Here is a 26,478-nt window from a genome sequence, read left to right as displayed (position 1 = left end):
TTATTCTTCTTTAGCTTCTACTTCTTCCTTTTTCATTCGGTGCGTCTTACCATCACTACCTAAATAAGTGTTTTCTGCAGTATATGGCTTTAATTTGCCAGATTTAATCAAATCGACTACTACCTTAGCAATCTGTGGATCAAATTGTGTACCACTACAGCGCTCAAATTCACCTATAATCTTTTCCAGTGCGAATGGCTCTTTATAAACTCTTTTAGATGCCATCGCATCAAAACAGTCCGCACAACAAATAATTCTGGCTACATAAGGTATAAACTCTCCTCTTAAGCCCTCAGGATATCCTGAACCATCATATTTTTCATGATGGGATTTAGCTCCTTCAATAATTTGAGGAATCGTTGAAATACCATTTAATATCTTAGCTCCTCTTACGGTATGAGACTTCATTATTGCAAATTCCTCATCCGTTAATCTTCCTGGTTTATTTAAAATACTATCCGGAATTGCAATTTTACCAATATCATGAAGTAAGGCAATATAATAAATATTATCCACCTCATCATTAGATAGATGCAAGTGCTCAGCTATAATCTTAGAATAATAACCAACACGAATCGAGTGACCATTAGTATATTCATCCTTAGCATCGATTGTTCTTGCGATAGCTTGAATTGCTTCTAGAGTAATATTCTTTAATTGTAATTGTCTTCTTATGGAATTTCTTGTTTTTAATTTAATTAATAAAATGTTTAAAGCAACAATTAAGGCAACCGCAATAACTGCGATAATTACCCAAAACCATGCCTGTTCATAAACAAATTTATCTTTAACTAAATGAATATGAACCAAATTGGATGTTTGACCAAACTCATCTACAACATATACAGAAAAATCATAAGATCCACCATTTAGGTTTGTATAGAAAATAGATAAGCTATCCTCTTTCGCAATATTATAATCATTATCTACACCCTCAAGCTTGTAATAGATAGTATATCCTTTATTTGGTCTAAAGCCAAATACAGATAAATTAAAGGAAATACGATATGTATTTTTATCTACATGAATCTCATTACCATAATAACTTTTATCATCTAACTCTACAGAATTCACTGCCATTCTTATTGGAATAGATACATCCTGTGTTTGAATAAAGCTATATTCAAATACACCTGCAGCAGTTTGGAAATAATACTTTTGGCTTGCTTCATCAAAATATCCACTCGTATTTGCAATAATAGGCTGAAGTCCATTCGTTTTATCATAGAATTCATAATCTGTAATCTTATTTGTATCTAAGGAATCTACAATATATACCTGAGTTTGACTTCCAATTACATATTTATAATATTCATTACCATATCTATCCTGTAAGCGAACCTTAGATAATTCTACAATAGATCCCTTTACATATGGAATTTCTATTTCTTCATGGATATATTCTGATCCTTCTTTTTTTGTTCTAAATAGACGATCATTTAAATTATAGTAAATATAATCTCCATCTACTAAGAATTTAAGTCTATTTCCTTCGACCTCTGTCATAGTAGGAATGATAGAATATTCTTTAAAATCTTCAGTTATAGTAAAGATATTCTTTGTTGTATTAAATAAGATAGAGCCATCATTTGCTTTATTAATATAAAGTACATTACCAATATAATGGGCACTAAAATTTTCTCCATCAAATTTTGCAATTCCCTTATTATATCCAATAGCTAAATAGTTATCAAAGCTTCTTAAGCATCTCATCATATTTAATTGACTAATAACTACACCATTATAAAGATTTCCACCATTATGATTATCGATATAATCCACATCATAAATCTTAACATTTTTAGTTATAGGATCATATTCAATAAGCCCAATATAATATGAAGCAAAATAAATCTTATTATTAAACTCTTCTACATCTCTAAAATCAAAATAAGTTATACCATTTGCTTCTACATATTCTTTTACCTTATCCATTACTGGATTTGAATCTAATATTTTATTTGTTTTTGTATCATAAAAGAATACACCGGATGTAGAACATACATATAAAATATCATCAATCTTTTCTACAGCATATACATTTCTTTCGTTTTTTTGTAATGTAGATGCTAGATTTTGCCAAATTGGATCATCATAAAATAATTCAACTAATGCGTTCTTAGTAATATATGAAACACCAGATGTTCCAATATAATGAGAGGCTAACCAAAGGTTACCCTCATAGTCAATCATCAAATCAATGATTTGTTTTTTGTTTTCCAAATCACCAATTAATTTCATTTCCTTTGTATTTAAATTTAAATAATAAATACCATCTGCTTCACAAGCTATATATAATAATTTTTCATTAGAATCATAAAGTAATTTATTAATTTGATCATCTATTTTAAATGATTCTGTAAGCATTACATGATTAACTAAATCATATTGGCAGATTTCACCATCCGCTCTTGCGATATATAGGATATCCTCATAAATATAAGTATCCATTACATTTTCAAAATTACAAATCTGATTATTTAAAGAATCATAAAGCCCTGCACTAGTTTGATAATAATATGTATCTCTATTTTTGTCTGCATCAATCCTTATAACAGACATCCCCAATTGAGCCTCTGGCGTAGTAACGGTATCACTTTCAATATCATAAATTGCTACACCCTTTGTTTCAGAAGCAACATATAATTTTTTATTTACCTTATCAATTTCTAAATCATATAAAGAACCCAATTCAGTAGAAATTACATGGAAATGATTATTTGAATAAGAATATAAGCTTGTATATGTAAGAATATATAAGGTATTATCAATACTTGCTAAATCTCTAACATTAATAATTTCATAGTTTTTTCCATCTTCTTCAAATGACTTATAAACTTGAAATTCCTTAGAATCATACCTAGTTAAACCAGAATATTGTCCAATCCAAATAAAACCATCATCGGTTTGACATAATGCCTCCGCACCAGATACCTCTAAATCTACTAAGATTTCACTTTTATCTGAAGATACACTATCTGCATAAGCATCATAAGAAAAAAATGAAGCTAATCCAATTAAAACTATGAATAAAAGTAGATGTATTCTTTTTTTCACATTAATCACCCTTTTCATATAAATCAACCTTACGTTGTATTATAACATAATTATTGTCTATCGATTATAGGATAAAGAGAAAAACGGAAGTAATCCGTTTTCAGAGCATTAATTCTCTTCATCATCAAATGTTGTATATTGATGAATCTTATGAAGCTTTACACCAGCTTCTGGAATGTCTGGCGCAACCCAAGGACACTGGGCACCAACTTGGATATCATATAAAACAGATCCATCCGCTGCTTCTTTTATTTCATAAATATAGCCATAGGTCATTTCCCCATGAAACATGAATCTTACAAAATCACCCTTTTTAAAAATAGATTCAATAACCTTCTTCGGTGCTTTCTTTTTAAATGGCCACATATTTTAATCCTCCAATCGTATCCCTTATTCTTATTTTATTTGAAAAAGAACAAATAATCAAGAAATAAGGAGATTGCTTATTTCTTTGCAATCTCCTTATATGCTTCATAATATACTCTTTCTCTACCATATGTAGTTAAATATTTAAGCTTACTCTTTAATACCTCATCCTTTTCTATTAATCTTACAATATCTGGATTATATCTTGTAGATGCACCAACTATTAATTCAGTAAGCAGGGAATCAAAATCTTTTCCTATAGTATAATTTCTACCTAAGATATCTGTTGCAGCATCAATAGAGTCTGCAATAGATATAATATCTATCGCAATCTTATATTTGGATTTTGTATTATCGAAATCTATAGGATACCCCTTTTTTCCATCATACCATTTATGATGCCCAAGCATGATATCATAAAATGGTATAAAATCCTTATCTTCGCCTAAGAAATCTAAAGCTCTTTTTGGATGTAATCTTATACAATCAAATTCATCATCTGTAAGATGCCTACTTTGGGCATTAATTACTCCAACTGTTAAGCATTTACCTAAATCATGAATCATTGCGCCTATACCCATATAATCTAATATATCCGCTCCACCCATTCCTAAATCAAACAATGGATTTAAAATAGCTTTATTCATTCTTAATATTGCAAATGTTATTTCTTCACTAATTCTTTTTACCATAAGAGAATGAATATAGGTAATAGGCTGTCTTCTTATGATTAATCTTTGAATTAAATCAAGCTTTTCATCTAGTGTAGATACACATGGCAAGAAAGCTTTAAAGATATCCGAAGATACATCATCAAAATAGGATGTATAATCCTTATAATTTACATTGGAAATGTAATTTAATATAGGAGTTTCTATAGAAATAATATATTCCTTTTGTTTTTCTATTGGAATATTTCTTCTTTTTGTAATTTCAACTAAAGCGGATGCTACATCCATCCAATTACAAAAATCTAATATAGAATCTTCTGTACCTAAAAATGTTAAATTCATTTCTAAGTATTCTTTATTCATTTCCTCTAATAAAGAAAATAGTTCATTGATATCATATTCTTTATGATAATATCCTAAAATAATACTTACCACTCTTACAACATCACTAGATAAATCATCAAATGACTTCAAGCTTCTTTCAACTAAAGAAAAGAATTCATCTCTATATAAAGAATCCTCATCTATATATTTTGCAAAGCCATAACAGAATGCCTCTACAACATAAATAACCTCATCTTTTGAAGTCATATTATCTTTATCAAATTCCATAATATCTTTAGAGAAATAGAAATCTAACATCTCTTTATAATATATACAAGGAAATTTTTTATCTTCTTCTATTAAATCTGGTAGGGCACTTGTTAAATTATAATATCCAATAAATATACGAGCTCTTATTTCTGGCTTAAATTCTTTATAATAATCCTTTAAAGCAATAACCTTTAAGAAGGATGCCTTTGCCTTATCCATAAATGAAACATTACCCATTCTTAAATAATATTCCATTATTTCATATCCATAATTTAAATATAAAAATAATAATTTAGCTTTATTATTCTTATTTTCATAATAAGAAATTAGCTTTTCCATTATTGGAATAGTAAAGCCTGCATCATGAATTTCTTCATATTTAAATTCCTTTAAAGCCTCAAATAAAGATGATGCAGTATCTTCATCTAAAGAATCATCTAAAGAGGCTTTAATGAAGGCTATTTCTTGTTCATTTTCTATATAGATTTTTCTTATTTTTTCGCTTCTTTCCTTTAGCATTAAATTCCAATCATCAAAATCTAGGGATTGAAATAATAAATCATTTAATTTGGCATATTCATAAATATTCCTCTTTATTAAGCGAAATGATTCTTTTAAATCCTTCATAAAAAACCTCCTTCCTTTAAACAAAAAAACAGGAATTATTCCTGTTTTTAAGCTGTTTGTACCTTACCCTTTTTAGCTGTAAGAGTAATATCCTTCTTTAAAGAATCCATTAGCTCGGAAGCTTCCTCTGCCTCTTCCTCTTCTGTAGGAAGCTCAACAGTATCTAATATATCCTGTAAATGATATTCCTTCATTAAATACTTCTTTGTTTGGAATCCAATAATTACAGTTAATGAAGCATTCACTAAACCCTGAGTAACTGAATCAATTACAGTAGAAACCATAGAACCTAAAACAGGAACCTTATCTACAACATTGCCCATCTTCTTTACTACGCCTGTAGCGATAGCACTTGTTGCGTTACCTAAGCCATATGCAATTAATGCATCTGCAATAACACTTTGGTAGCACTTCATTAATTGAGTATCGGATGGACGGAAGCCATATAGATAAATTAAATCTTTAATTAAATTTAAATCATATGTAACAACAAATAATGTATCAATTTTTTCGGATTGAGATAATGCAGTTGTAACACCAACCTTAAATGCATGATCTCTAATCATTTTGTTTGCGGCTGCTTTAACATCAGTATCATAGGTTTCTGTTAAAGCCTTCTTTAATTCTTCATCATCATGTGTTTGACGTGCAATCGCAAGCTTACCAACATTTGCCTCACTATACCAAGTTACACCAGTAGTTTTTGCCTTTAAATCAATCATTTTATCAGCAATAGATTCTCTTAATGCTTTATTATATTTCTTTGCTTCTCTTGCGTTCCTTGAATCTACATTTGTAATAAAAGGCTTAGCCTCATGAATCTTATATAGTGGAATAACATATACACAAATAAAGATTAATAATGCAATAGGAATTGAAATATATAATGCTATATTATTCTTATCAAATGTTTCATAAACCTTAATTACAAAGGAGAATAAACAGAAAAATATAATAATACCAATTGCTGCCGCAAATATAAATAAGAATGTTTTTGCAACCTTCTCATTTACTGGTTTTGAATACTTCTTTTGATATTCTTCTAATGTTAATTTTCCAATTTCCTTTTTATTTTCTTTATCTTCCTTTAAGACTAATTCGTTCTTTGCCATAACATCACATCCAGTCGTCTTTTGAATACATTTATTTTACCATATTTTTTTGAAATATAAAACAATAAAAGAAAAAGCTAGAAACCTAGCTTATCCCTCTAATTGTTTAGATACATCATATGTGCCTGCAATAGGCGGATGTTCTCTATCTGTAATACGACGATTGAATTCCATTTTTTGTCTTCTTGCCTCTTCAGGTAACAAACCAAATGTATAAACTCCATCTTCAATTTTACTATATGATGTCTTAATGTCACCAAAATCTATATTCTTATGGTTATTCATGTTCTCAACCAGAATCTGCTTATGCTCTCCATTATCTACAATTAGTACCTGGAAAGGTGGTTTTACCTCAGGTATTAAAACTAAAAAGCCCTGGTCGGTTACATAAGTTTCGCATCCTTCTACATAATTATATGTTTCAATTACTGGTGCTTCTTCTTGGACATCTTCCTTTTTCTTTTTAAATCTATCAAAAAGTCCCATATGTAATCACCTTCTTCACAAAACGTATATCTTCATTAATATTATAACTCTTTTTTTAATAAAAAATAAAGATTTTTTATGGTTTTCCTAAAAATTTTCGTAAAAAGAGTTACATTTTTTACAATACCACCCTAATTCTAGGGTATTTTGTATTATAACATAGATATTGTTCGATTTAAAGTTATTTTTGTAATATATGGCCTATAAATGAAAAGAGCCGGTAAATCCGGCTCCATTCCTATTAAAAGTCTTCTATAATCAATTTATCCTTTTGTGGTAAATAAACCTTACCCTGATATAAGAATAATCTTGTTTCGCCTTCTGTTTCGATACTCTTATATTCCTCTATAACTGTACTAGAATTTACATCTACAATAAATATTTTATATAGGGTTCTATTCATTGGTGCACCAACATAGAAATACTCATTATCTAGATAAAAGAACATTGCGTGTGGATTTACGGCATAATCACAAATACCGCTATATACCCAATTGGAACCATCATAATACCTATAATTTACTTGTTCTCCATCCAAAAGTAAATAGTCGCTACCTACTTGAGTGTTTTCTTTATCATTTAAGTAAATAGAATACTTAATTTGATTACTAATATAGCCTGCACCAAATAGATACTCTGTATCATTTATCATAAATGCTTTTAAATAAGAAGAATATCCTTCTACATGTAATGCATCCACAATAATAGGATTTTTAGAGTCTGTTAAATCTATTTCATATAAAGGATCTGTTGTTCTAAATGTTACGATAAAGCAATATAAATCCTTAAATGTTACAGATTTTACTCTTTCACCTACAAGTCCAATTCCTTCTTTTAGACAAGACAATGTAGATAATTCCTTTAAATCAAAAATAGTTAATTCATTTCTGACATATCCTTCTATACTCGAATCATTTAATGTAGATACTACTCTTAATGTATCTTGATAGATATCTATAGAATATTGATCTAAAATAGTACCTTCAACAACAAATACTCCAATAGGCTCTAAATCTATATTGAATACAGAATTTAATGTTACTGTCTTACATAAAGAATTTGAATATGCCTGATTAGAAAGAACCATATAATTTTGATTCATATATATTATTCCATCATATCCTGATGCAAATTCTACTTCTTTTTCTTCTAGTGTATCTAAATTGATTTTCTCTAAGGAATAAATAAATGAAATGCTTGTCAATTTATCATAATATATTTTATCTGATTCTATCTCATCATTATATACATCTATAAATTGTCTCGCTATTACATATAAGGTATTATCAATGATTCTTGATTCAACAAGATGATAATGCTTATGAATTTCTTCTTTTAATTCTCCATCAAAGGTATAAATATATAAATCATTATAATTATATATAATTACTCGATTGTTATATATTTGCATTTTCTCATAGATATGAGCTCCCTTAGTGAATACTACTTTATTCACTAATTGATTACCTGATAAATCATAAATATATAAATATCCTGCATATAAATAATAACAATATTTGCCATCAAATTTCGCAATATCAGCTTCGATAACGCCTTCTTCTTGATTATTTGTTTCATATGAGGTTGCAAGATCTTTAGACCCCGGAGCAACTGCAGTAGTTTCTACATCAATAGGAACAGTTGCTGATATTTGTGTACTTCTTTCATAACTAATATAGCCCTTTAAATCACTAAATGATATAGATGATAGTTCTCTATAATTTTCATCTTGTGCTATATCTTGCTTTTCATAAGAAACTGGTTTAGATACTCCATAGCGAATACCAAAGACTATAGCTATTGCTATACAAGCAAGGGATAAAGCATATACTGGTATTAAGCGTATAGCCATTCTTTTTCTTTTGGATTTTACTACCAAAGAATCATCACTATTATAATTTTCATTAAATTCCTTTTTTAATTTTTTATTAAATTCATTTAACTTCATAATCCTTAAGCTCCTTTCTTAAAATCTCTTTTGCTTCATAATAATACTTATTAACTAAACTTACATCGATGCCTAATGAGGTGGAAACTTTCTTTGATGAATATCCTACTAAAACCTTTAATAGAAAAACTTCTCTTAAATTTGGCTCTAACTTATTGATCACGTAAGTTAGGCATGGACTTATAGAATTATCTGGAATTATATCTGTTGTATCCATTAGAACTTCTTTTTTCTTTTTCAAATAATCTAATGCTTTATTTTTAGCTACAGTATATATCCATGCAGAAAATGAATGAGAATTATAAGATTCCTTTTTCTCTACAAATGTTAAATAGGTATCCTGAATTAAATCTAAGACAGTATCTTTATCCGTAATATAATTTAAAATTGCTGATTTAACTAATGGTAAAGTTTCTTTATAAATCTTATCAAAGCTCTTTTCATTCCCCGCTTTATAATCTACAACGAGCTTTTCTAAATTCATCTTTCGTTTCCTCCACATTAATATTAACGAGTAACTAATCAATTTTTAAAAGAAATTTTAAAAAAATTGCTCACAAGTTATATTATATAGATTTCTTGTCAAAAGAAAAGGCAAGCTTTTTTGCTTGCCTATTACATTATTATCCATTATAGCTATAGGATGAACCATTAGCTGTAAAGCCTGTTGTTGTTACAGATAAGGATAAATTTGAAGTTTGTTTACCACTATTATTATTGAAAATAATCATATCATATTCTGTTAAATTAACTGTAACTGAATAAACTTGATATCCACCATCTGTGCCAATAGACTCTAATTTTACTCCTGGCCATTCAGCATTCTTATTTCCTGATGCATTATTCCATAAATATACATACACACTATCCCAATTATCTGTATTCTTAAAATATACAGTAATTTCACTTGTATTTATATCTACATATGGAGAATATGTATATGCTGAACCATCAAAAGTAAATCCTTTAGTTTCACTTGTTAATTCTAAATCTGAAGTTTGGCCACCATTGTTATTATTAAAGATGATATGATCATATACCTGATAATCTACATCAAAGGAATATGCAAAATTACCATCTTTATCCTTACCAACATATGTAGCTAATGTACCTGGCCATGAATTATTAGTTCCAGTTGTATTATTCCATACATATGCATAAACATTATCCCAATTATAATCATTCTTAAAATATACTGTGATTACAGTTGAATCATCAATAGGATCAATTACATCTCCACCATCATATGGTTCAAAATCATAGAATAAACCATCAAAAGTAAAGCCTAAGGTTTCAGAATCTAGCATTAAATCATTTGTCTTAGCATTTCCACCATTATTAAAGATAATCATGTCAAATTGATCTAAATCAACATCTACAGAACAAGCCATAAAGCCATCTTTATCTTTATTTAGAGTTTCAACCTTTACACCAGGCCAATTAGCGTTTGCCTTATTTGAGCCATTACGCCATGTATATACATAAACACTATCCCAATTATAATCATTCTTAAAATCTACTGTAATTACGTTTGAATTGTCTATTGGATCAATTTCTCCACCATCATATGGTTCAAAATCAGACTCAAGAACCTTATAGCAATTAATACCCTTTTCAGATAGAGTATACTGCTTGGATGCAGCAACTAAAATATCTTCTGTTTGATTGTTACCATCATTAAAGATGATATGATCATAGGAATCCATATCAAATTCATATACGTAACAAGTATTTCCATTCTTATCTAATACAGTATCTGTTAATGCTAATCCAGGCCAGCTAGCATTCTTATTTCCACCCTTCCATGCATAAGCATTAACTGTAGACCAATTCATTGTATTTGTGAAATATAATGTCACCGTGCCAACTGGATTAAATCTTGTATAGGTATAAGTCTTTGTACAATCCACACCATCAACACTAGTTACTGTAACAACTACAGTAATTGTTTGACCTTCTTGAATTCCATTTACATAAACATATGCAGATTCAGCAGTTGATTGAACCTTATCAGTACCAACTACTACACTTGAAGATACTGCATTTTTAAATGTATAAGTTACAGATAAATAATCCTCAGTAATATATCCAGAAGCTAAGGATGCAGTAATGGATGGTGTCTTATTTTCAAAATGATTATAAACTACTGCAACACCAGATTCTCCAATATTACCATTAATTGTGCCATTAGATACGATAAATGTATTACCAGTTACACAATCGGTATATGTACCATCTGCCAAATGGTAAGCAGGTACCTGGCATCCACCAGCATTACCAACAATTACAATACCATTATTCTGAGAATAAGAATCAACAAATCTTTCAGTAATTGTATATCCATTTGCATCATAGCAAGCCTCATCAGCATCTGCCTTAGCATAGAAATTATGGAATTTATTTACTGCCCCAATTTCAGGGTATGACCAACCATTTAAGCAAGCAACACTACCTAAAACGGAAGTTTCATAATCTTCAAATCTTGCACAATATAATGTTGCAAAATCCTTTCTAGAAGCTAAAATAGCATAAGATTTATTAATAACCTCTACACTCTTATTATGAGTATCCTGAGTACCCATATAGTTATCATGGGATTCAGCCCATGTTACCATATGCTCCTTGTAATCAGCATAATTATTGCCATCGGCACCATTAAAGCTAGAGTGACCAGAACCACCATTTTCAACAATATTATGACCCATTCCAGAATCTGTAATAGCCACATTATTATTTGTATACCAAGATAGGCTTCTACCAATACCTGGTCTATTTAAAATCTCTCCGTATGCATATAATTCTCTACCTGCATTTCTAGCAGCTGTTTCAGCTCTATCCATAACATAAGGCCAAAAATCACTCGATATAGAATCCCACTGTGTTTCAATATGCTTAGCTGCATCAAATCTAAATCCATCAACACCATAACTGATTAATTCCTCTAGATAATCCGCAACAGCATCTTGTACTACTGGATCTGATGTATCAAGATCCATCATACCAATATTACCCTGTGTAACATTACCAGGCTCATCATTATCTTGAATTAAATAAGGATGGAACTTTAATGTATCTTTATAATAATATGTATCAATTACAGGTGTTGTTGAAGCATTTGCAGCACCAGGAGTAGTTGTTCCTCCTCCATATGCCCATACTTCACCAGTATATGGAATATATCCACCATCTTCTACACTTGTAGACATACCTGCGATTTCCCATTCATAATAATATGCACGCTCGCATAAGGAATCAGAAACCCATTGGTTACCTAAGTGGTTTGCAACAACGTCAACTAATACCTTAACGCCATAGGAATGTGCCATTTGACACATAGCTTTAAATTCTTCTGGCGTACCAAGTGCATTATCACCAGTATCATCAATGGTGAAGGCAGCTGGTTGGTAATATGCCCACCAAGAACCCTTCGCAGTTTGGCCAAGTGTAGCTTCCTTACATACCTGTACAGGTGATGTTTGAATCGCTGTAAAACCTTGATCTGCAATTTTTGGTAAATACTCCATGATTTCATTATAGCTCCAACAGAAGCACTGCAATATTTGACCATCTTGTACATTATCTGCAAAAACTGATGTATCTACCGATGTTGTTGAAGATAATTCACTATCCCCGTCTGTCGTCTTCTCTTTACTCTCTAAACTTCCAGGGATAAAGGCAATTGCACAAATTGCAATTATAGCAATGCTCATGAAACCAATAATCACTTTAAGAATAAAACTCTTCGCTTTATACATGATTTTGCTCTCCTTATTTATATTTATATAAAACCGAATAACTACATTATTAAGTATATCATTAACGAAAAAAAACGCAAAATACCTAAACAAACTCGAAAAAAATCCTCATTTTAAAAATGAAAAATTCTCAATTTTTTCGTAATAAAAGAATTTTTTAGAGAAGATAAACATTTTTAATCTTTTTGTCTAATTTCTTTTTGAATAACATATGATAAAAAGGTTATATTCTTCCGTTTCGAAAATTTACTTATTCATTTCGCTAGTATCGTTATTTTAGAAAACGTTTCCAAGTAAAAAGAAAATTAAAAGGGCTATCTTTAGCCCTCAATTTTTGTTTCTTTTTTGCTTCGTTTATATATAGGAAGTAGCATTCTTGTTTCAGCTTTATATTCATCAAAGCCTTCTTTTCTTTCTCTTTGATGGTTTTCTGCCATAGGAATAGATATAAAGGTAAACATTAATGTATTTACTAATGCACCAAACATTAGCCAATAATTTTTTCCAAGCGCGAAAATAGATAAAGCTGCAATATTCCACCACATTAAAATTTCTCCTAAGTAATTCGGATGCCTAGAATATTTCCATAAGCCATTTCTAATAAATACAGAATTTCTATTCTTTCTAAATTTATGCATTTCTAAATCTGCAAGGCCTTGCATAGAAAAGGATAATACTGCAAGAATGAAGAATATCACAACACCTATATTCATAGAGACATCATAATTAAATATAAATGCGATAGGTAAAATACATAAATATACTACTAGTGTTGGGAATAAATGGATTCCTAAGAAATTAATAATTGGATAAAATGCTTTTGTCTTTTCCTTTAGCATTCTATATCTCCAATCCTCCCAGGATAGATTATCGAATGTATATATCCAATTTATAGTTAATCTTAAACCCCAGCCTAATACTGCAATAGATGCTAAAAGCCTTACTACATTCATTTCCTTTGTAAACATATAAAATAGTACTACTACCATAGGTAATACACTCCAATATGCATCATAGCAGGATGCATTTTTAAGTATTAGACTAAAAATAAATACTACTACTGTGCCTACAATATCTGCAAACAATAGCTTAAAATAAAACTCTAGTGGGATATAGATATAAGTAAAATATCCTAATACTCCCGCAAGAATATATATTCCAAGAATAATGAGTAAGCTTAATGCTTTACTTTGTTTCATATAAATATCCTCTTTTATCGTATTCTTCTATCATATTATCATATTGCGACATAAAAAGAAAAGGATAGACTGTAAGGCGTTACAATCTATCCCAATATTGTAAATTCTATTTTTTAAATGGAGTTAAATCTAATGTAGCAAAATAATCACTTGGAGTTTCTGCTCTTCTTATTAATTTAACCTCTCCATTTTCCTTTAATAATAATTCAGCACTCTTAAGCTTTCCATTATAGTTATATCCCATAGAAAAGCCATGTGCACCTGTATCATGAATAGCTAAATAATCACCAATTTCAATTTTAGGTAGCATACGATCAATTGCAAATTTATCATTATTTTCGCATAATCCACCAGTTACATCATACTTATATTTAGCCTCTTCATTTTCCTTGCCTAAAACAGTAATATGATGATATGCACCATACATTGCAGGTCTCATTAGATTTACAGCACAAGCATCAAGACCAATATATTCCTTCCAAATGTGCTTTTCATGAATAACCTTACTAATTAAATGACCATAAGGTGCAAGCATAAATCTACCAAGCTCTGTAAAGATTTTAACATCATCCATACCCTCTTTAGTTAAGATTTCTTCATATGCCCTTCTTACACCCTCTCCAATGATTTCAATATCATTTTTAGGTTCAGTAGGCTTATAATCTACACCAACTCCACCAGATAGATTTATAAAAGCAATATGACAATCACATTCCTTATGTAATTCTACAGCAAGCTCAAATAAGATTCTTGCAAGCTTTGGATAATATCCATTATCCTTTGTATTAGAAGCTAAGAAGGAATGAATACCAAAATGCTTAACACCATAGGATTTAAGCTTTAAAATAGCTTCCTTCATTTGTTCTTTTGTTAAGCCATATTTTGCATCCTTAGGAGTATCCATTATTTCATTATTTAATGTGAAATCTCCACCTGGATTATATCTTAAGCACATGGTTTCTTTAAAATCTGCAATATCCTTATAAAAATCAATTAATGTAATATCATCAAAATTGATATAAGCATCTAGCTTTGCAGCAAGGAGGAAATCCTCTTTTGGAGTTACATTAGATGAAAACATAATTTCATCCTTTTTAAATCCAACCATATCCGATAGCATTAATTCTGTTAAGGATGAGCAATCTACTCCACAGCCTTCTTCCTTTAATATTTGTAAAATATAAGGATTAGGAGTAGCTTTAACTGCAAAATATTCCTTAAAGCCTTTATTCCAGCTAAAGGCTTTTTTTAATTTCCTTGCGTTTTCTCTTATGCCCTTTTCATCATAAATATGGAAAGGGGTAGGATATGTTTTTACAATTTCTTCAATTTGTTCTTTTGTAACAAAAGCCTTCTTTTCCATTTTATTCCTTTCTATATTTATTAATAATTTCTAAAGCACAATCCTTACCATCCGCAATTGCAACAACAACTAAGGATTGACCATTTTTCATATCTCCACAAACAGATATTTTATCATCATATGTAAAATTATTTAAGATTACTTTATTACGATTAGATTTTAAATTGTAATGTTCTAAATCAGAATCTAATGTACCTAAAAAGCCCATCGCAATGATTAAAGTATCACAAGAAACTTCTTCTTTCGTATTTGGAATATCTTCAAATTTACCATTTACAAATTTTACTTGCTTAATCTTAAGAGCCTTAACATTTCCATTTTCATCTTTAATAACTTCATCAATGGTTGTAGAGAATCTTCTAACCTCGGTATTATAAATTGTATTACACTCTAATACTCCATAATCTGTTTTCTTTTTATTTGGATAATTTGGCCATGGAAGTGTATTTTCAAGTGGTGGCTCTGGCATAATTTCTAAATCCAGTACAGATTTAGCATTTTCTCTTACTGCAGTGCCTAAGCAGTCGTTTGCAGTATCACCACCACCAACTACAACTACATTTTTACCTTCTAGGTTATATGTAAATGGCTTTTTATCTAATAAATTCTTTGTTGTCTCATGTAAGAAATCTACAGCATATAAAATGCCTTTGGCATCACTACCCTTAGCCATTAATGGTCTTGGCATAGATGTACCACACGCAAATACAATATGATCATAATCTTGTATTAGCTTTTCCATTGGTAGATCATAACCAATCTTTGTATTTTTTACAAATATGATGCCTTCTTCCTTTAGAAGATTGATTCTTCTTTCAATGACATCCTTTTCAAGCTTCATATTTGGAATACCATACATTAAAAGTCCACCAAAGCGATCATTCTTTTCATAAATAGTAACTAAAAAGCCTTCATCATTTAGCTTTTTAGCACAGGATAATCCTGCAGGACCAGAACCAATAATAGCCACCTTAAGTCCATTTCTTTTAATCTTTTTATTTGGATGAATCCAACCATTTTTATAGGCTTCTTCAATTAAGAATAGCTCGTTAGCTTTTACACCAACAGACAATCCATGAATAGAGCATGAGCAGCATGCCTCACAAAGTGCAGGGCATACATTACCAGTAAACTCTGGGAATGGAGCTGTCTTTTCTAATCTTTTATAGGCTTCCTCATATAAGCCTAAATAGATTAAATGATTCCATTCAGGAATTAAATTCGATAAAGGACAACCAACATTTCTTCCATTAACCTTCATTGCAGACTGACAGAATGGGACTCCACAATTCATACATCTTGATGCTTGTTCTTGTTGTGTTTTTAAATCAAATGGAATATGGAAATCATCAAAATTCTTGATTCTTTCTGATATTAAAATTTCTTCTTTATTTAATCGATTAAATTCAATAAATCCTGTTGGCTTTCCCATTATTTTCCCTCCATAAATTTATTAAACGCATCAAGTTCTGGAGAATTAGAGCCATTCTTCTTATAATAACTAATTAATTCAATAATCTTAGCATAATCCTTTGGTAATACCTTTAAGAAGTCTTCCTTCTTAAAGTTTTTCAAAATACTCTTTACATAAGAAGAATCTGTATGAAGGATATGCTCAGCTAAAATTTCCTTTAGCTTAGCTTCATCTTCATCATTTAATTCTAATATAGATACAAGCTCATCATTGATATTCTTTTTATTATCAACACCATAAATATATGCAGTACCACCACTCATACCTGCAGCAAAATTCTTACCAATTTTACCAAGTACAACAGCAGTTCCACCTGTCATATATTCACATCCATGCTGTCCACAGCCTAGTGCTACAACTAAGGCTCCTGAGTTTCTTACAGCAAATCGTTCGCCAACGATTCCCTCTAAGAAGCATTTACCCTCTGTTGCGCCATATAGTGCAACATTACCACAAATAATATTTTCTTCTGGCTTAATCTTAGATTTTTGGCTTGGAATTACACAAAGCTTACCACCACATAAGGATTTACCAAAATAATCGTTGGCATCTCCATGAACTGTAATATTTACACCATGAGTTAATAAGCAGCCAAAGGAGTTACCTGCATTACCATAAGCATGGATAATAATAGAATCCTCCTTTAAGCCCTTTTCTCCATAAATCTTTGTGATTTCATTAGAAAGCATGGTACCAAAGGAACGGTTAATATTGGATACTTCAATATCTAATCTCTTGCTTAAGCCACCAGCTATAGCATTCTTACATAATGGCAATAATGTTCTATAATCTAAAGTATTGATTAAATCAATTGGCTTATATGCCTTAAATATACTATCCTTATTTACAACCTCAGCATTGAATAATAGCTTAGATAAATCAATTCTATTCTTATATTCCTCTTCTAAAGATAATAATTCTGTATGACCAACCATTTCATCGATAGTTCTAAAGCCAAGTAGAGCCATATATTCTCTTAATTCACTTGCGATAAATCTCATGAAATTCATGACATATTCAGGCTTACCAGTAAAGTTCTTTCTTAATCTTTCATCCTGTGTTGCAACACCTACAGGGCATGTATTTAAATTACAAACTCTCATCATAATACAGCCCATCGCAATTAATGGTCCTGTCGCAAAGCCAAATTCCTCAGCACCAAGTAAGATTGCACAAGCTAAATCCTTACCAGTTAGAATTTTACCATCTGTTTCAAGTCTAACTCTATCTCTTAAGCCATTCATAACTAATGTTTGATGAACCTCAGAAATACCAATCTCCCAAGGAATACCTGCATTATAAATAGATGTTCTAGGTGCAGCACCTGTACCACCATCATAACCAGAAATTAAGATTGTATTCGCACCAGCCTTTACTACACCTGCAGCAATAGTACCAACACCAGATTCCGCAACAAGCTTAACAGAAATTCTTGCAGTTCTATTCGCATTCTTTAAATCGAAAATTAGCTGTGCTAAATCCTCAATAGAATAAATATCATGATGTGGTGGTGGTGATATTAAGGATACACCAGGAGTTGAATGTCTTGCCTTAGCAATCCAAGGGAATACCTTTGCACCAGGTAATTGTCCACCCTCACCAGGCTTTGCACCCTGTGCCATCTTAATTTGAATTTCAATTGCGTTTGTCAAATACTCAATTGTAACACCAAATCTACCACTGGCAACCTGCTTAATTGCAGAGCATTTGGAATCTCCATTTTCTAATTTTTGATATCTTTCTCTTTCCTCTCCACCTTCACCAGTATTGGATTTAGCATGAAGACGGTTCATCGCAATAGCCATACATTCATGGGCTTCCTTTGAAATAGAGCCATAAGACATTGCGCCGGTTTTAAATCTTTTAACAATACTATCTACACCTTCAACCTCATCAATAGAAATTGAATTTCTATAATTAAGCTTTAGGATATTTCTAATATTGATAACCTTAGAATCAATTAACTTAGTAAATTCCTTATATTCTTTATAATCTCCACTTCTACATGCACTTTGTAAATGCATAATTGTAAGCGGATCATAAATATGATCTATTTGTTTTTTTCTATAGCCATGTAAGCCTAAGGAATCTAGAGTATCATCCTTATGGCTTAATGCCTTTTTATATAACTTTATTGCGTTTTCTTCAATTTCTTTAATACCAATACCACCAATAGAGGATGGAGTATTTGTAAAATACTTTTCGATAATATCATCATTTAATCCTAGACACTCAAAAATCTGAGAGCCATTATAGGATTGAATTGTAGATATACCCATTTTAGCGATAATTTTAGTAATAGAATGCATTACACCATTCTTATAATTAGCTAATGCTTCTTCTAAAGAAATCTTTAAATATCCTCTATTTAAATAATATTCAATAGTTTCATATACTAAATAAGGATAAATCGCATTTACACCAAAGCCAATTAAGCATGCATAATGATGAATATCTCTTGGCTCTGCAGCTTCTAACACTAAAGAAACATGTGTTCTTCTTGATGTTTTTGTTAAATGCTGATGCACTCCACTTGCTACAAGTAAAGATGGAATTTGAATTCCATTTTGATTTCTATCAGAAAGAATAATAATAGATGCACCAGAATCAATTTTAATATCACATTCATTAAAAATTCTTTCTAATGCCTCTTCCATTGTTTCTCTTTCGTAATCATAACAAATAGAAACAATTTCTGTTTTTATTCCTTTAGAATACAAATTCTTAATTTTATAGAATTCTTCACTAGATAATATTGGATAATCAATTCTTACTCGTTCACTATTTTTACTATTTGGATTTAATAAGTTACCCTCACAACCCAAATAATTGAATGTTGCCATAACATTTTCTTCCCTGATAGAATCAATAGGTGGGTTTGTTACTTGAGCAAATCTTTGCTTAAAGAATTGGAATAAATTAAATTCATTCTTTAATAGTACAGCTAAAGGCATATCATTTCCCATGGATACAACCTTTTCTACACCCTTTTCAGCTAATGGTAGGATTCCATCCATTAGTTCATCATAGGTATATCCAACCATTTGTTCTAAGAAATTAATATCATACTTTCTTTTTTCTTTAGCTTCCTTTGGTAAATCCTCTAGACGAATGATATTCTTATTCCATTCCTGATATGGATGAATAGATGAATAATACTTCTTTACATCATCATTAGATATAACCATACCCTTACTTGTATCTACTAATAAGATTTTACCTGGTTCTAGTCTTCTTTTTTCTTTAATAGAAGCCTCATCAATAGCTAAAGATCCTGTTTCAGAGAATAATATTAAATAATTATCCTTTGTAATATAATATCTTGATGGTCTTAAGCCATTACGGTCTAAGGACGCACCAACTTTAATACCATCGGAAAATATTAAGGATGCTGGACCGTCCCAAGGCTCTTGGAAGGTCGAATGGAATTCGTAAAATGCCCTTAGGCTTGGGTCCATATCCTTATTATGATCCCATGGTTCCGGAATCATCATCATTATAGTTTCTTCTAGAGTTCTACCAGATAAATACATAAATTCTAAGAAATTATCAAACATTGCGGAATCGGAAGATTCCTTTGGAATGATTGGTAAAACCTTAGATAAATCATCTTTAAATACCTCGGATTTTAATAATCCCTCTCTAGCTCGAACCATATTTACATTACCACGAATAGTGTTAATTTCACCATTGTGACATAAGAAACGATTTGGGTGAGCTCTATCCCAAGAAGGGAAGGTATTTGTTGAGAATCTAGAATGTACAAGTGCAATCGCACTTTCTACTTTAGTATCTAATAAATCCAAGAAGAAATTTCTTACTTGGGTAGATACAAGCATTCCCTTATAAACAATAGTTCTTGAAGAAAAAGAACAAAAATATAATCTTGATTTTTCTTTAATTGCTAAAGTTTCAATTCTTTTTCTTGCAACATAAAGCTTTCTTTCAAATGGTAAGCCAACCTCAATATCCTCAGGTCTTTTTACAAAAACCTGAGCAATATAAGGCATAGCCTTTAAGGCAGTTTTTCCAATATCTGTTACATCTACAGGTACCTTTCTATAGCCTAGGATTTCTAATCCTTCGCTTTTAAGTCCATCATCAATTAAAGCAATTTCTTTATTTCTTAAATCCTCATTTTGGGATAGGAATAATTGTCCTACTGCATAATCAAATTCTTTAGGTAAATCAAATCCTAAAATTTCACTATCAAAAAACTTATGAGGAATTTGAAATAAGATACCAGCACCATCACCAGAGTTATCCTCTGCACCTGTACCCCCTCTATGCTCTAGATGAATTAAAATATCTAGGGCATCCTTAATTGTTTTATGACTTTTTATACCATTAATTTGAGCAATTGCACCAATACCACAGGAATCATGTTCATAAGCAGGATTATATAATCCTTGCTTATTTGGGTAATCTTGTTGCATATGGATCACCTTACCTCTCTTTGAATTTTATAGAAGCCTCAATGAAATCCCTAAATAGTGGATGAGGCCTTTGTGGTCTAGATAAAAACTCTGGGTGGAATTGACATCCAATAAACCACGGGTGTCCCTTTAGCTCTACAATTTCCACTAAATCTGCCTGAGGGTTTTTACCAGCAATAACTAAATCCTTATGTAATACCTCTAAGAATTTATTATTAAATTCATATCTATGTCTATGTCTTTCTTTAATAGCATCCATTTGGTATGCTTTAAATGTTTTACTATCTTTAGATAAAATCTCACAATCATATAATCCTAATCTTAATGTTCCACCCATATCAATACCACTATATTGATTTTCAAGTAAAGCAATAATAGGATGAGTTGTATTTTTATCAAATTCCTTACTATTTGCATCCTTATAGCCAATTACATTTCTTGCATATTCAATACAAATTAATTGCATACCTAAGCAAATACCAAATAATGGAACATTATTTTCTCTAGCATATTTGATTGCCAAAAGCATCTCTTCAATGCCTCTATCACCAAATCCACCAGGTACAATGATTCCATCATATTTAGATAATACTTCACCTACATTATCTTTAGTAATTATTGTAGAATCTACATAATCTACAACAACCTTTTTATAAAAATAATAGCCACCAGCCTTTAATGCTTCATTTACAGATAAATATGCATCATGTAAGGAACAATATTTACCAATTAAACCGATATGTACTTCTCCGTTTAAATTTTCAATTCTTTCAATAAGATTATTCCATTCACTCATATCAGCTTCTAAAGCTTCGATATGGAAATGCTTTAAAATAATATCATCAATCTTTTGTTCATGTAGGCTTGTTGCAACATTATATATAATCTTTTGATCTCTTGCTTCAATTACATTTTCCTTATTCACATCACAGAATAAAGCAATCTTTTCTTTGTGAGAGCATTTAAGAGGAACCTCTGTTCTTAAAATAATAATATCTGGCTGAATACCAATTTTTCTTAATTCCATAACAGAATGCTGTGTTGGCTTTGTTTTAACCTCATCTGCAGCTCTTAAATATGGAACTAAAGTATTATGAATATACATTGTATTTTCATAACCAAAATCTCTTCTTGCCTGACGAATTGCCTCTAGGAATGGTAAGGATTCAATATCACCAACAGTACCACCAATTTCTGTAATGATAATATCCGCACCAGACTCTTCTGCAGCTTTCTTTAATTTATCTTTAATTTCATTAGTAATATGAGGAATAACCTGAACAGTACCACCTAAATATTCTCCTCTTCTTTCTTTTTGAATTACAGAAGAATAGATTTTACCTGTAGTTATATTTGAATTCTTAGATAAGCTTTCATCGATAAATCTTTCATAGTGACCTAAATCCAAATCTGTTTCAGCTCCATCGTCTGTAACAAATACCTCACCATGCTGATATGGAGACATTGTACCTGGATCCATATTGATATATGGGTCAAATTTCTGCATAAATACCTTAAGTCCCCTATTTTTTAAAATTCTACCAATGCTAGATGCAGCAATTCCCTTTCCTAAGCTTGAAACAACTCCACCAGTTACAAATATATATTTTGCTTGCTTTGCCATGATTATTCTCTCCTACAATATCTTTCTTAAACGCTCGATTGCTTCTTTTGTTCTTTCATGTGTGTTAAAAGATGTTATTCTAAAATAACCTTCTCCACAAGTTCCAAATCCTTCTCCTGGAGTTCCAACTACGTTGGCATTCTCTAGTAAATAATCAAAAAAATCCCATGATTTCATACCCTTTGGACATAAAATCCAAAGATATGGAGATGATTTACCACCTGTATAATAAATACCCTTTTCATCAAAAAGCTTACTAAGCATCCTTGCATTTTCCATATAATAATCAATATTCTTCATGCATTCAGCAATGCCTAAAGGACTAAGTGCTGCCTCAGCAGCTCTTTGTACTGGATAAGATACACCATTAAACTTTGTAGCTTGTCTTCTTGACCAAAGCTTATTTATAGAATGTCCCATAGCCTCAAGCTCTAATGGAATGATTGTAAATCCACATCTTAAGCCAGTAAACCCTGCTTGCTTGGAGAAAGAACATACCTCAATTGCACATTCCTTAGCTCCTTCTATTTCATAGATGGAATGAACAAATTCATTTCCTTTTATAAATGCTTCATATGCAGAATCATAAATAATTAATGAACCAGTTCTTTTGGCAAAATCTACCCATTTTTTTAATTCTTCATATGTATATGCAGTACCACAAGGATTATTTGGAGAACATAAATAATATATTCCACATTCATAATCACCTTTTGGAAGAATTAAGAAATTATTATCCTTATTTCCTTCCATAAAACGTACTCTTCTTCCTGCCATGATATTAGAATCTAAATATACAGGATATACTGGATTTGGTATATATACCAAGTTATCTCCAAATATATCCACTATATTTCCTAAATCAGACTTTGCTCCATCAGAACAAAATATAGAATCCATATCCAAAGTGACATTTAATCTACTATAATATTTTTTTATCGCTTCCTTTAAAAAGTCATATCCATACTCAGGTGGATAGCCTCTAAAGGTTTTTTGTACACCCATTTCAGCTGAAGCTTTCTCTAAAGCATCTATAACTACCTTAGATAGTGGCAATGTAACATCGCCTATTCCTAAACGTATAATATCCGCATTAGGATTTATACTTATAAATTTTTTTACCTTTTTGTTAATCGTAGAAAACAAATAGCTATCGTTAATTTTCAAAAAGCTATCGTTAATCTTAATGTTCATTGCCAACACCTTCCCCTCATGTGGTTTTAGAATCTATACAATTTTCTTAATAACACCTAAAGAAATCAAAGTCTTATTAGTCAACTCCATTGTTGCTGTCTAAGACTTAAAAACTTAAAGATTTTCTTTAAAAAATGTCATTTTGTTATCAAAATATTCACCAAAAAATCGCCATTTTTAAAAATATAATTCTCAAAAACGCCATTTTTTTGTTAAATATACAAATAAGATAGCACTTTTCTTTATGCAGTTCAAGACAAATATTTAACATTTTTACATTTTTTCAAATTTTATTCACCAAAAAGGCTTTTTAAGGTAAGATAATTCGTGAAAAACGCTTTTATTATCAAAAAAATTATAAATTGCCTGTTGACAGGTCATTTTTTTGGGTCTATAATGTGCTCATAAAGGCAACGGGGCCTGTGGAATTAATACCACCCCCACTGCCTTTTTTTGTTTTTAGGAGGATTAAAAAATGAAACAAGTAACGGATTATTTTGGATGCCTTGTCTTCAACGATAAGGTAATGAAATCGAAATTATCTTCTGATGTTTATAAAAAGCTAAAGAAGACAATCAACGATGGAAAAGAACTAGATATTAGTGTTGCGAACTCCGTAGCACTAGCCATGAAGGACTGGGCAATTGAAAATGGTGCTACTCATTATACACATTGGTTCCAGCCTATGACTGGTACAACAGCTGAAAAGCATGATTCCTTCATCTCTCCAGATAGTGAGGGTGGAATCATTATGGAATTCAAAGGCAAGGAATTGATTAAGGGCGAGCCTGATGCTTCTTCCTTCCCTTCTGGTGGACTTCGTGCTACATGTGAAGCAAGAGGATATACAGCGTGGGATCCTACCTCCTATGCATTTATTAGAGACAAATGCCTATGCATTCCTACAGCATTCTGTAGCTATGATGGACAGGCTTTGGATAAGAAGACTCCATTATTAAGATCTATGCAAGCTTTAAATATTCAAGCATTAAGAATTTTAAAGCTATTTGGACTTGATAATGTAACATCTATTAAAACAACAGTAGGTCCTGAACAGGAATACTTCTTAGTCGATAAGGATGTTTATGATAAGCGTAAGGACTTAATTTATACAGGACGTACTCTATTTGGTGCAATGCCACCTAAGGGACAGGAGCTTGATGATCATTACTTTGGATCTATCAAGCCAAGAGTACAGGAATTTATGAATGATTTAAATGCTGAGCTTTGGAAGCTTGGTATCCTTGCAAAAACAGAACATAATGAGGTAGCTCCTGCTCAGCATGAGCTTGCCCCAATATTTACAACAACAAATATTGCTGCAGACCACAACCAAATCACTATGGATGTAATGCAAAAAATCGCAAAAAAGCATAATCTAGTATGCTTATTACATGAAAAGCCATTTAAGGGTGTAAATGGCTCTGGCAAGCACAACAACTGGTCTATTTCCACAAATACAGGAATTAACCTATTAGAGCCAGGAGATACTCCTGCAGAGAACGCACAGTTCTTATTATTCTTAGTATCTGTAATTAAAGCAGTTGATGAATACCAGGATCTACTTAGAATCTCAGTAGCCAGTGCAGGTAATGATTTCCGTCTTGGTGCAAACGAGGCACCTCCTGCAATTATCTCCATATTCTTAGGATCTGACCTTCAAGCGGTCATCGATTCGATAGAAACTGGCGAGCCTCTAAAGGCAAATGGTAAAACCTTCCTTAAAATCGGGGCAGATGTTCTTCCGCCACTTCCCCAAGATACAACGGATAGAAACAGAACCTCTCCATTTGCCTTTACAGGTAATAAGTTTGAATTTAGAGCAGTTGGTTCATCTGAATCTATCTCATGTTCAAACATTATGCTAAATACAGCTGTTGCTGAAGAATTAAAGCAGTTTGCAGATAGATTAGAGAAGGCTTCTGATTTCAATACAGAATTACATAACTTAATTAAAGAAACAATTATCCATCATAAGCGTATCATATTCAATGGTAATGGATATGATGATAAATGGATTGAGGAAGCTAAACATCGTGGCTTATTAAATCTAAAATCAACACCAGAGGCATTACCTTATTATTTAGATGATAAGAATGTTAAGCTATTCACATCTCATAAGGTATATTCAACAGATGAAATTAACGCAAGATATGAAATTGCTCAGGAGCATTATTCTAAGGTAGTTAATATTGAAGCATTAACTTGCTTAAATATGTTAAATAAGGATTATTTACCAGCAATTTCAGCATATACAAAGGAATTATCTAATTCTATTATTATTAAAAAGAATGTTGGATTAGATACTTCTTATGAATCTGAATCATTAACTAAGATTAATACTGGTTTAAATGAAGCATATAAAGTTAAGCTAGTATTAGAAGATAAGATTAATGTAGCAAAGGAAATTGAAGATTATGCTACAAGATCTATGTATTATAAGGAAGAGGTTCTTCCTTTAATGGAGAAAGCTAGAAGCATTATTGATGCAATTGAACCTGTCATGGATCGTAAGGCATGGCCTGTTCCTACATATGGCGATCTCTTATATAAAGTAAGATAAAAAGGGGAG

Annotated in this window: 15 protein-coding genes; 1 reads left to right on the top strand and 14 read right to left on the bottom strand. The window is 31.0% G+C overall.

What is annotated here, in order from left to right; genetic code table 11:
* The 14 genes from EI71_RS00590 to EI71_RS00525 all read right to left on the bottom strand — a co-directional run bounded on the left by EI71_RS00590 (position 1) and on the right by EI71_RS00525 (position 23,906).
* Positions 1-3,057 (bottom strand): HD domain-containing phosphohydrolase, encoded by a 3,057-nt coding sequence (locus EI71_RS00590; protein WP_162849624.1) that lies wholly within the window; start codon positions 3,055-3,057, stop codon positions 1-3.
* A gap of 108 nt (positions 3,058-3,165) precedes the next feature.
* Positions 3,166-3,423 carry a hypothetical protein gene (locus EI71_RS00585; protein WP_119015302.1) on the bottom strand — a complete coding sequence of 86 codons (258 nt, stop codon included), beginning with the start codon at positions 3,421-3,423 and terminating at the stop codon, positions 3,166-3,168.
* Positions 3,424-3,500: 77 nt separating this feature from the next.
* Positions 3,501-5,315 carry an HD-GYP domain-containing protein gene (locus tag EI71_RS00580; protein WP_119015301.1) on the bottom strand — a complete coding sequence of 605 codons (1,815 nt, stop codon included), beginning with the start codon at positions 5,313-5,315 and terminating at the stop codon, positions 3,501-3,503.
* Positions 5,316-5,362: 47 nt separating this feature from the next.
* Complete coding sequence (locus EI71_RS00575; RefSeq protein ID WP_119015300.1) at positions 5,363-6,427, bottom strand: DUF697 domain-containing protein; 1,065 nt, start codon at positions 6,425-6,427, stop codon at positions 5,363-5,365.
* 90 nt (positions 6,428-6,517) lie between these two features.
* Entirely contained in the window at positions 6,518-6,913 is a 396-nt protein-coding gene (locus tag EI71_RS00570) for a hypothetical protein (RefSeq protein WP_119015299.1), read from the bottom strand.
* A 241-nt stretch (positions 6,914-7,154) separates the two neighbouring features.
* The gene (locus tag EI71_RS00565) at positions 7,155-8,861 is read right to left on the bottom strand and encodes a beta-propeller domain-containing protein (RefSeq protein WP_119015298.1); all 1,707 of its coding nucleotides are present in this window, start codon (positions 8,859-8,861) and stop codon (positions 7,155-7,157) included.
* Positions 8,848-9,345, bottom strand: a complete 498-nt coding sequence (locus EI71_RS00560) for an RNA polymerase sigma factor (RefSeq protein ID WP_162849623.1) — start codon at positions 9,343-9,345, stop codon at positions 8,848-8,850. The genes EI71_RS00565 and EI71_RS00560 overlap by 14 nt, the downstream gene beginning before the upstream one ends.
* Before the next feature lie 139 nt (positions 9,346-9,484).
* The gene (locus EI71_RS00555; RefSeq protein ID WP_162849622.1) at positions 9,485-12,616 is read right to left on the bottom strand and encodes a starch-binding protein; all 3,132 of its coding nucleotides are present in this window, start codon (positions 12,614-12,616) and stop codon (positions 9,485-9,487) included.
* 320 nt (positions 12,617-12,936) lie between these two features.
* Positions 12,937-13,815, bottom strand: coding sequence for a DUF1295 domain-containing protein (locus EI71_RS00550; protein WP_119015295.1), 879 nt, complete (start codon positions 13,813-13,815; stop codon positions 12,937-12,939).
* A gap of 106 nt (positions 13,816-13,921) precedes the next feature.
* Entirely contained in the window at positions 13,922-15,178 is a 1,257-nt protein-coding gene (locus tag EI71_RS00545) for a diaminopimelate decarboxylase (RefSeq protein WP_119015294.1), read from the bottom strand.
* A 1-nt stretch (position 15,179) separates the two neighbouring features.
* Positions 15,180-16,610 carry a glutamate synthase subunit beta gene (locus EI71_RS00540; protein ID WP_119015293.1) on the bottom strand — a complete coding sequence of 477 codons (1,431 nt, stop codon included), beginning with the start codon at positions 16,608-16,610 and terminating at the stop codon, positions 15,180-15,182.
* Positions 16,610-21,094, bottom strand: coding sequence for a glutamate synthase large subunit (gene gltB, locus EI71_RS00535; protein WP_425453573.1), 4,485 nt, complete (start codon positions 21,092-21,094; stop codon positions 16,610-16,612). Before gltB ends, EI71_RS00540 begins: the two co-directional genes overlap by 1 nt.
* A gap of 4 nt (positions 21,095-21,098) precedes the next feature.
* Complete coding sequence (locus EI71_RS00530; protein WP_119015291.1) at positions 21,099-22,712, bottom strand: CTP synthase; 1,614 nt, start codon at positions 22,710-22,712, stop codon at positions 21,099-21,101.
* Between the two features lie 12 nt (positions 22,713-22,724).
* Positions 22,725-23,906, bottom strand: coding sequence for an LL-diaminopimelate aminotransferase (locus EI71_RS00525; RefSeq protein ID WP_119015290.1), 1,182 nt, complete (start codon positions 23,904-23,906; stop codon positions 22,725-22,727).
* Between the two features lie 475 nt (positions 23,907-24,381).
* Here EI71_RS00525 and EI71_RS00520 point away from each other — a divergent pair, with 475 nt between their 5' ends.
* Positions 24,382-26,469 carry a glutamine synthetase III family protein gene (locus EI71_RS00520; RefSeq protein ID WP_119015289.1) on the top strand — a complete coding sequence of 696 codons (2,088 nt, stop codon included), beginning with the start codon at positions 24,382-24,384 and terminating at the stop codon, positions 26,467-26,469.
* Positions 26,470-26,478 lie beyond the last annotated feature (9 nt).

Origin of the sequence: Anaeroplasma bactoclasticum (assembly GCF_003550015.1) — a bacterium.
GTDB classification, from domain to species: Bacteria; Bacillota_I; Bacilli_A; order Acholeplasmatales; family Anaeroplasmataceae; genus Anaeroplasma; species Anaeroplasma bactoclasticum.
The sequence above is the reverse complement of the archived record's forward strand: the minus strand, read 5'-3'. Positions and strand labels throughout refer to the sequence as shown.

Bases quoted from the DNA above. Each gene is read 5' to 3' on its own strand.
- EI71_RS00560 (WP_162849623.1), bottom strand. From the start codon at position 9,345: ATGAATTTAGAAAAGCTCGTTGTAGATTATAAAGCGGGGAATGAAAAG.
- EI71_RS00540 (WP_119015293.1), bottom strand. From the start codon at position 16,610: ATGGGAAAGCCAACAGGATTTATTGAATTTAATCGATTAAATAAAGAA.
- EI71_RS00520 (WP_119015289.1), top strand. From the start codon at position 24,382: ATGAAACAAGTAACGGATTATTTTGGATGCCTTGTCTTCAACGATAAG.
- EI71_RS00565 (WP_119015298.1), bottom strand. From the start codon at position 8,861: ATGAAGTTAAATGAATTTAATAAAAAATTAAAAAAGGAATTTAATGAA.
- EI71_RS00585 (WP_119015302.1), bottom strand. From the start codon at position 3,423: ATGTGGCCATTTAAAAAGAAAGCACCGAAGAAGGTTATTGAATCTATT.
- EI71_RS00545 (WP_119015294.1), bottom strand. From the start codon at position 15,178: ATGGAAAAGAAGGCTTTTGTTACAAAAGAACAAATTGAAGAAATTGTA.
- EI71_RS00555 (WP_162849622.1), bottom strand. From the start codon at position 12,616: ATGTATAAAGCGAAGAGTTTTATTCTTAAAGTGATTATTGGTTTCATG.
- EI71_RS00570 (WP_119015299.1), bottom strand. From the start codon at position 6,913: ATGGGACTTTTTGATAGATTTAAAAAGAAAAAGGAAGATGTCCAAGAA.
- EI71_RS00525 (WP_119015290.1), bottom strand. From the start codon at position 23,906: ATGAACATTAAGATTAACGATAGCTTTTTGAAAATTAACGATAGCTAT.
- EI71_RS00550 (WP_119015295.1), bottom strand. From the start codon at position 13,815: ATGAAACAAAGTAAAGCATTAAGCTTACTCATTATTCTTGGAATATAT.
- EI71_RS00530 (WP_119015291.1), bottom strand. From the start codon at position 22,712: ATGGCAAAGCAAGCAAAATATATATTTGTAACTGGTGGAGTTGTTTCA.
- EI71_RS00575 (WP_119015300.1), bottom strand. From the start codon at position 6,427: ATGGCAAAGAACGAATTAGTCTTAAAGGAAGATAAAGAAAATAAAAAG.
- EI71_RS00580 (WP_119015301.1), bottom strand. From the start codon at position 5,315: ATGAAGGATTTAAAAGAATCATTTCGCTTAATAAAGAGGAATATTTAT.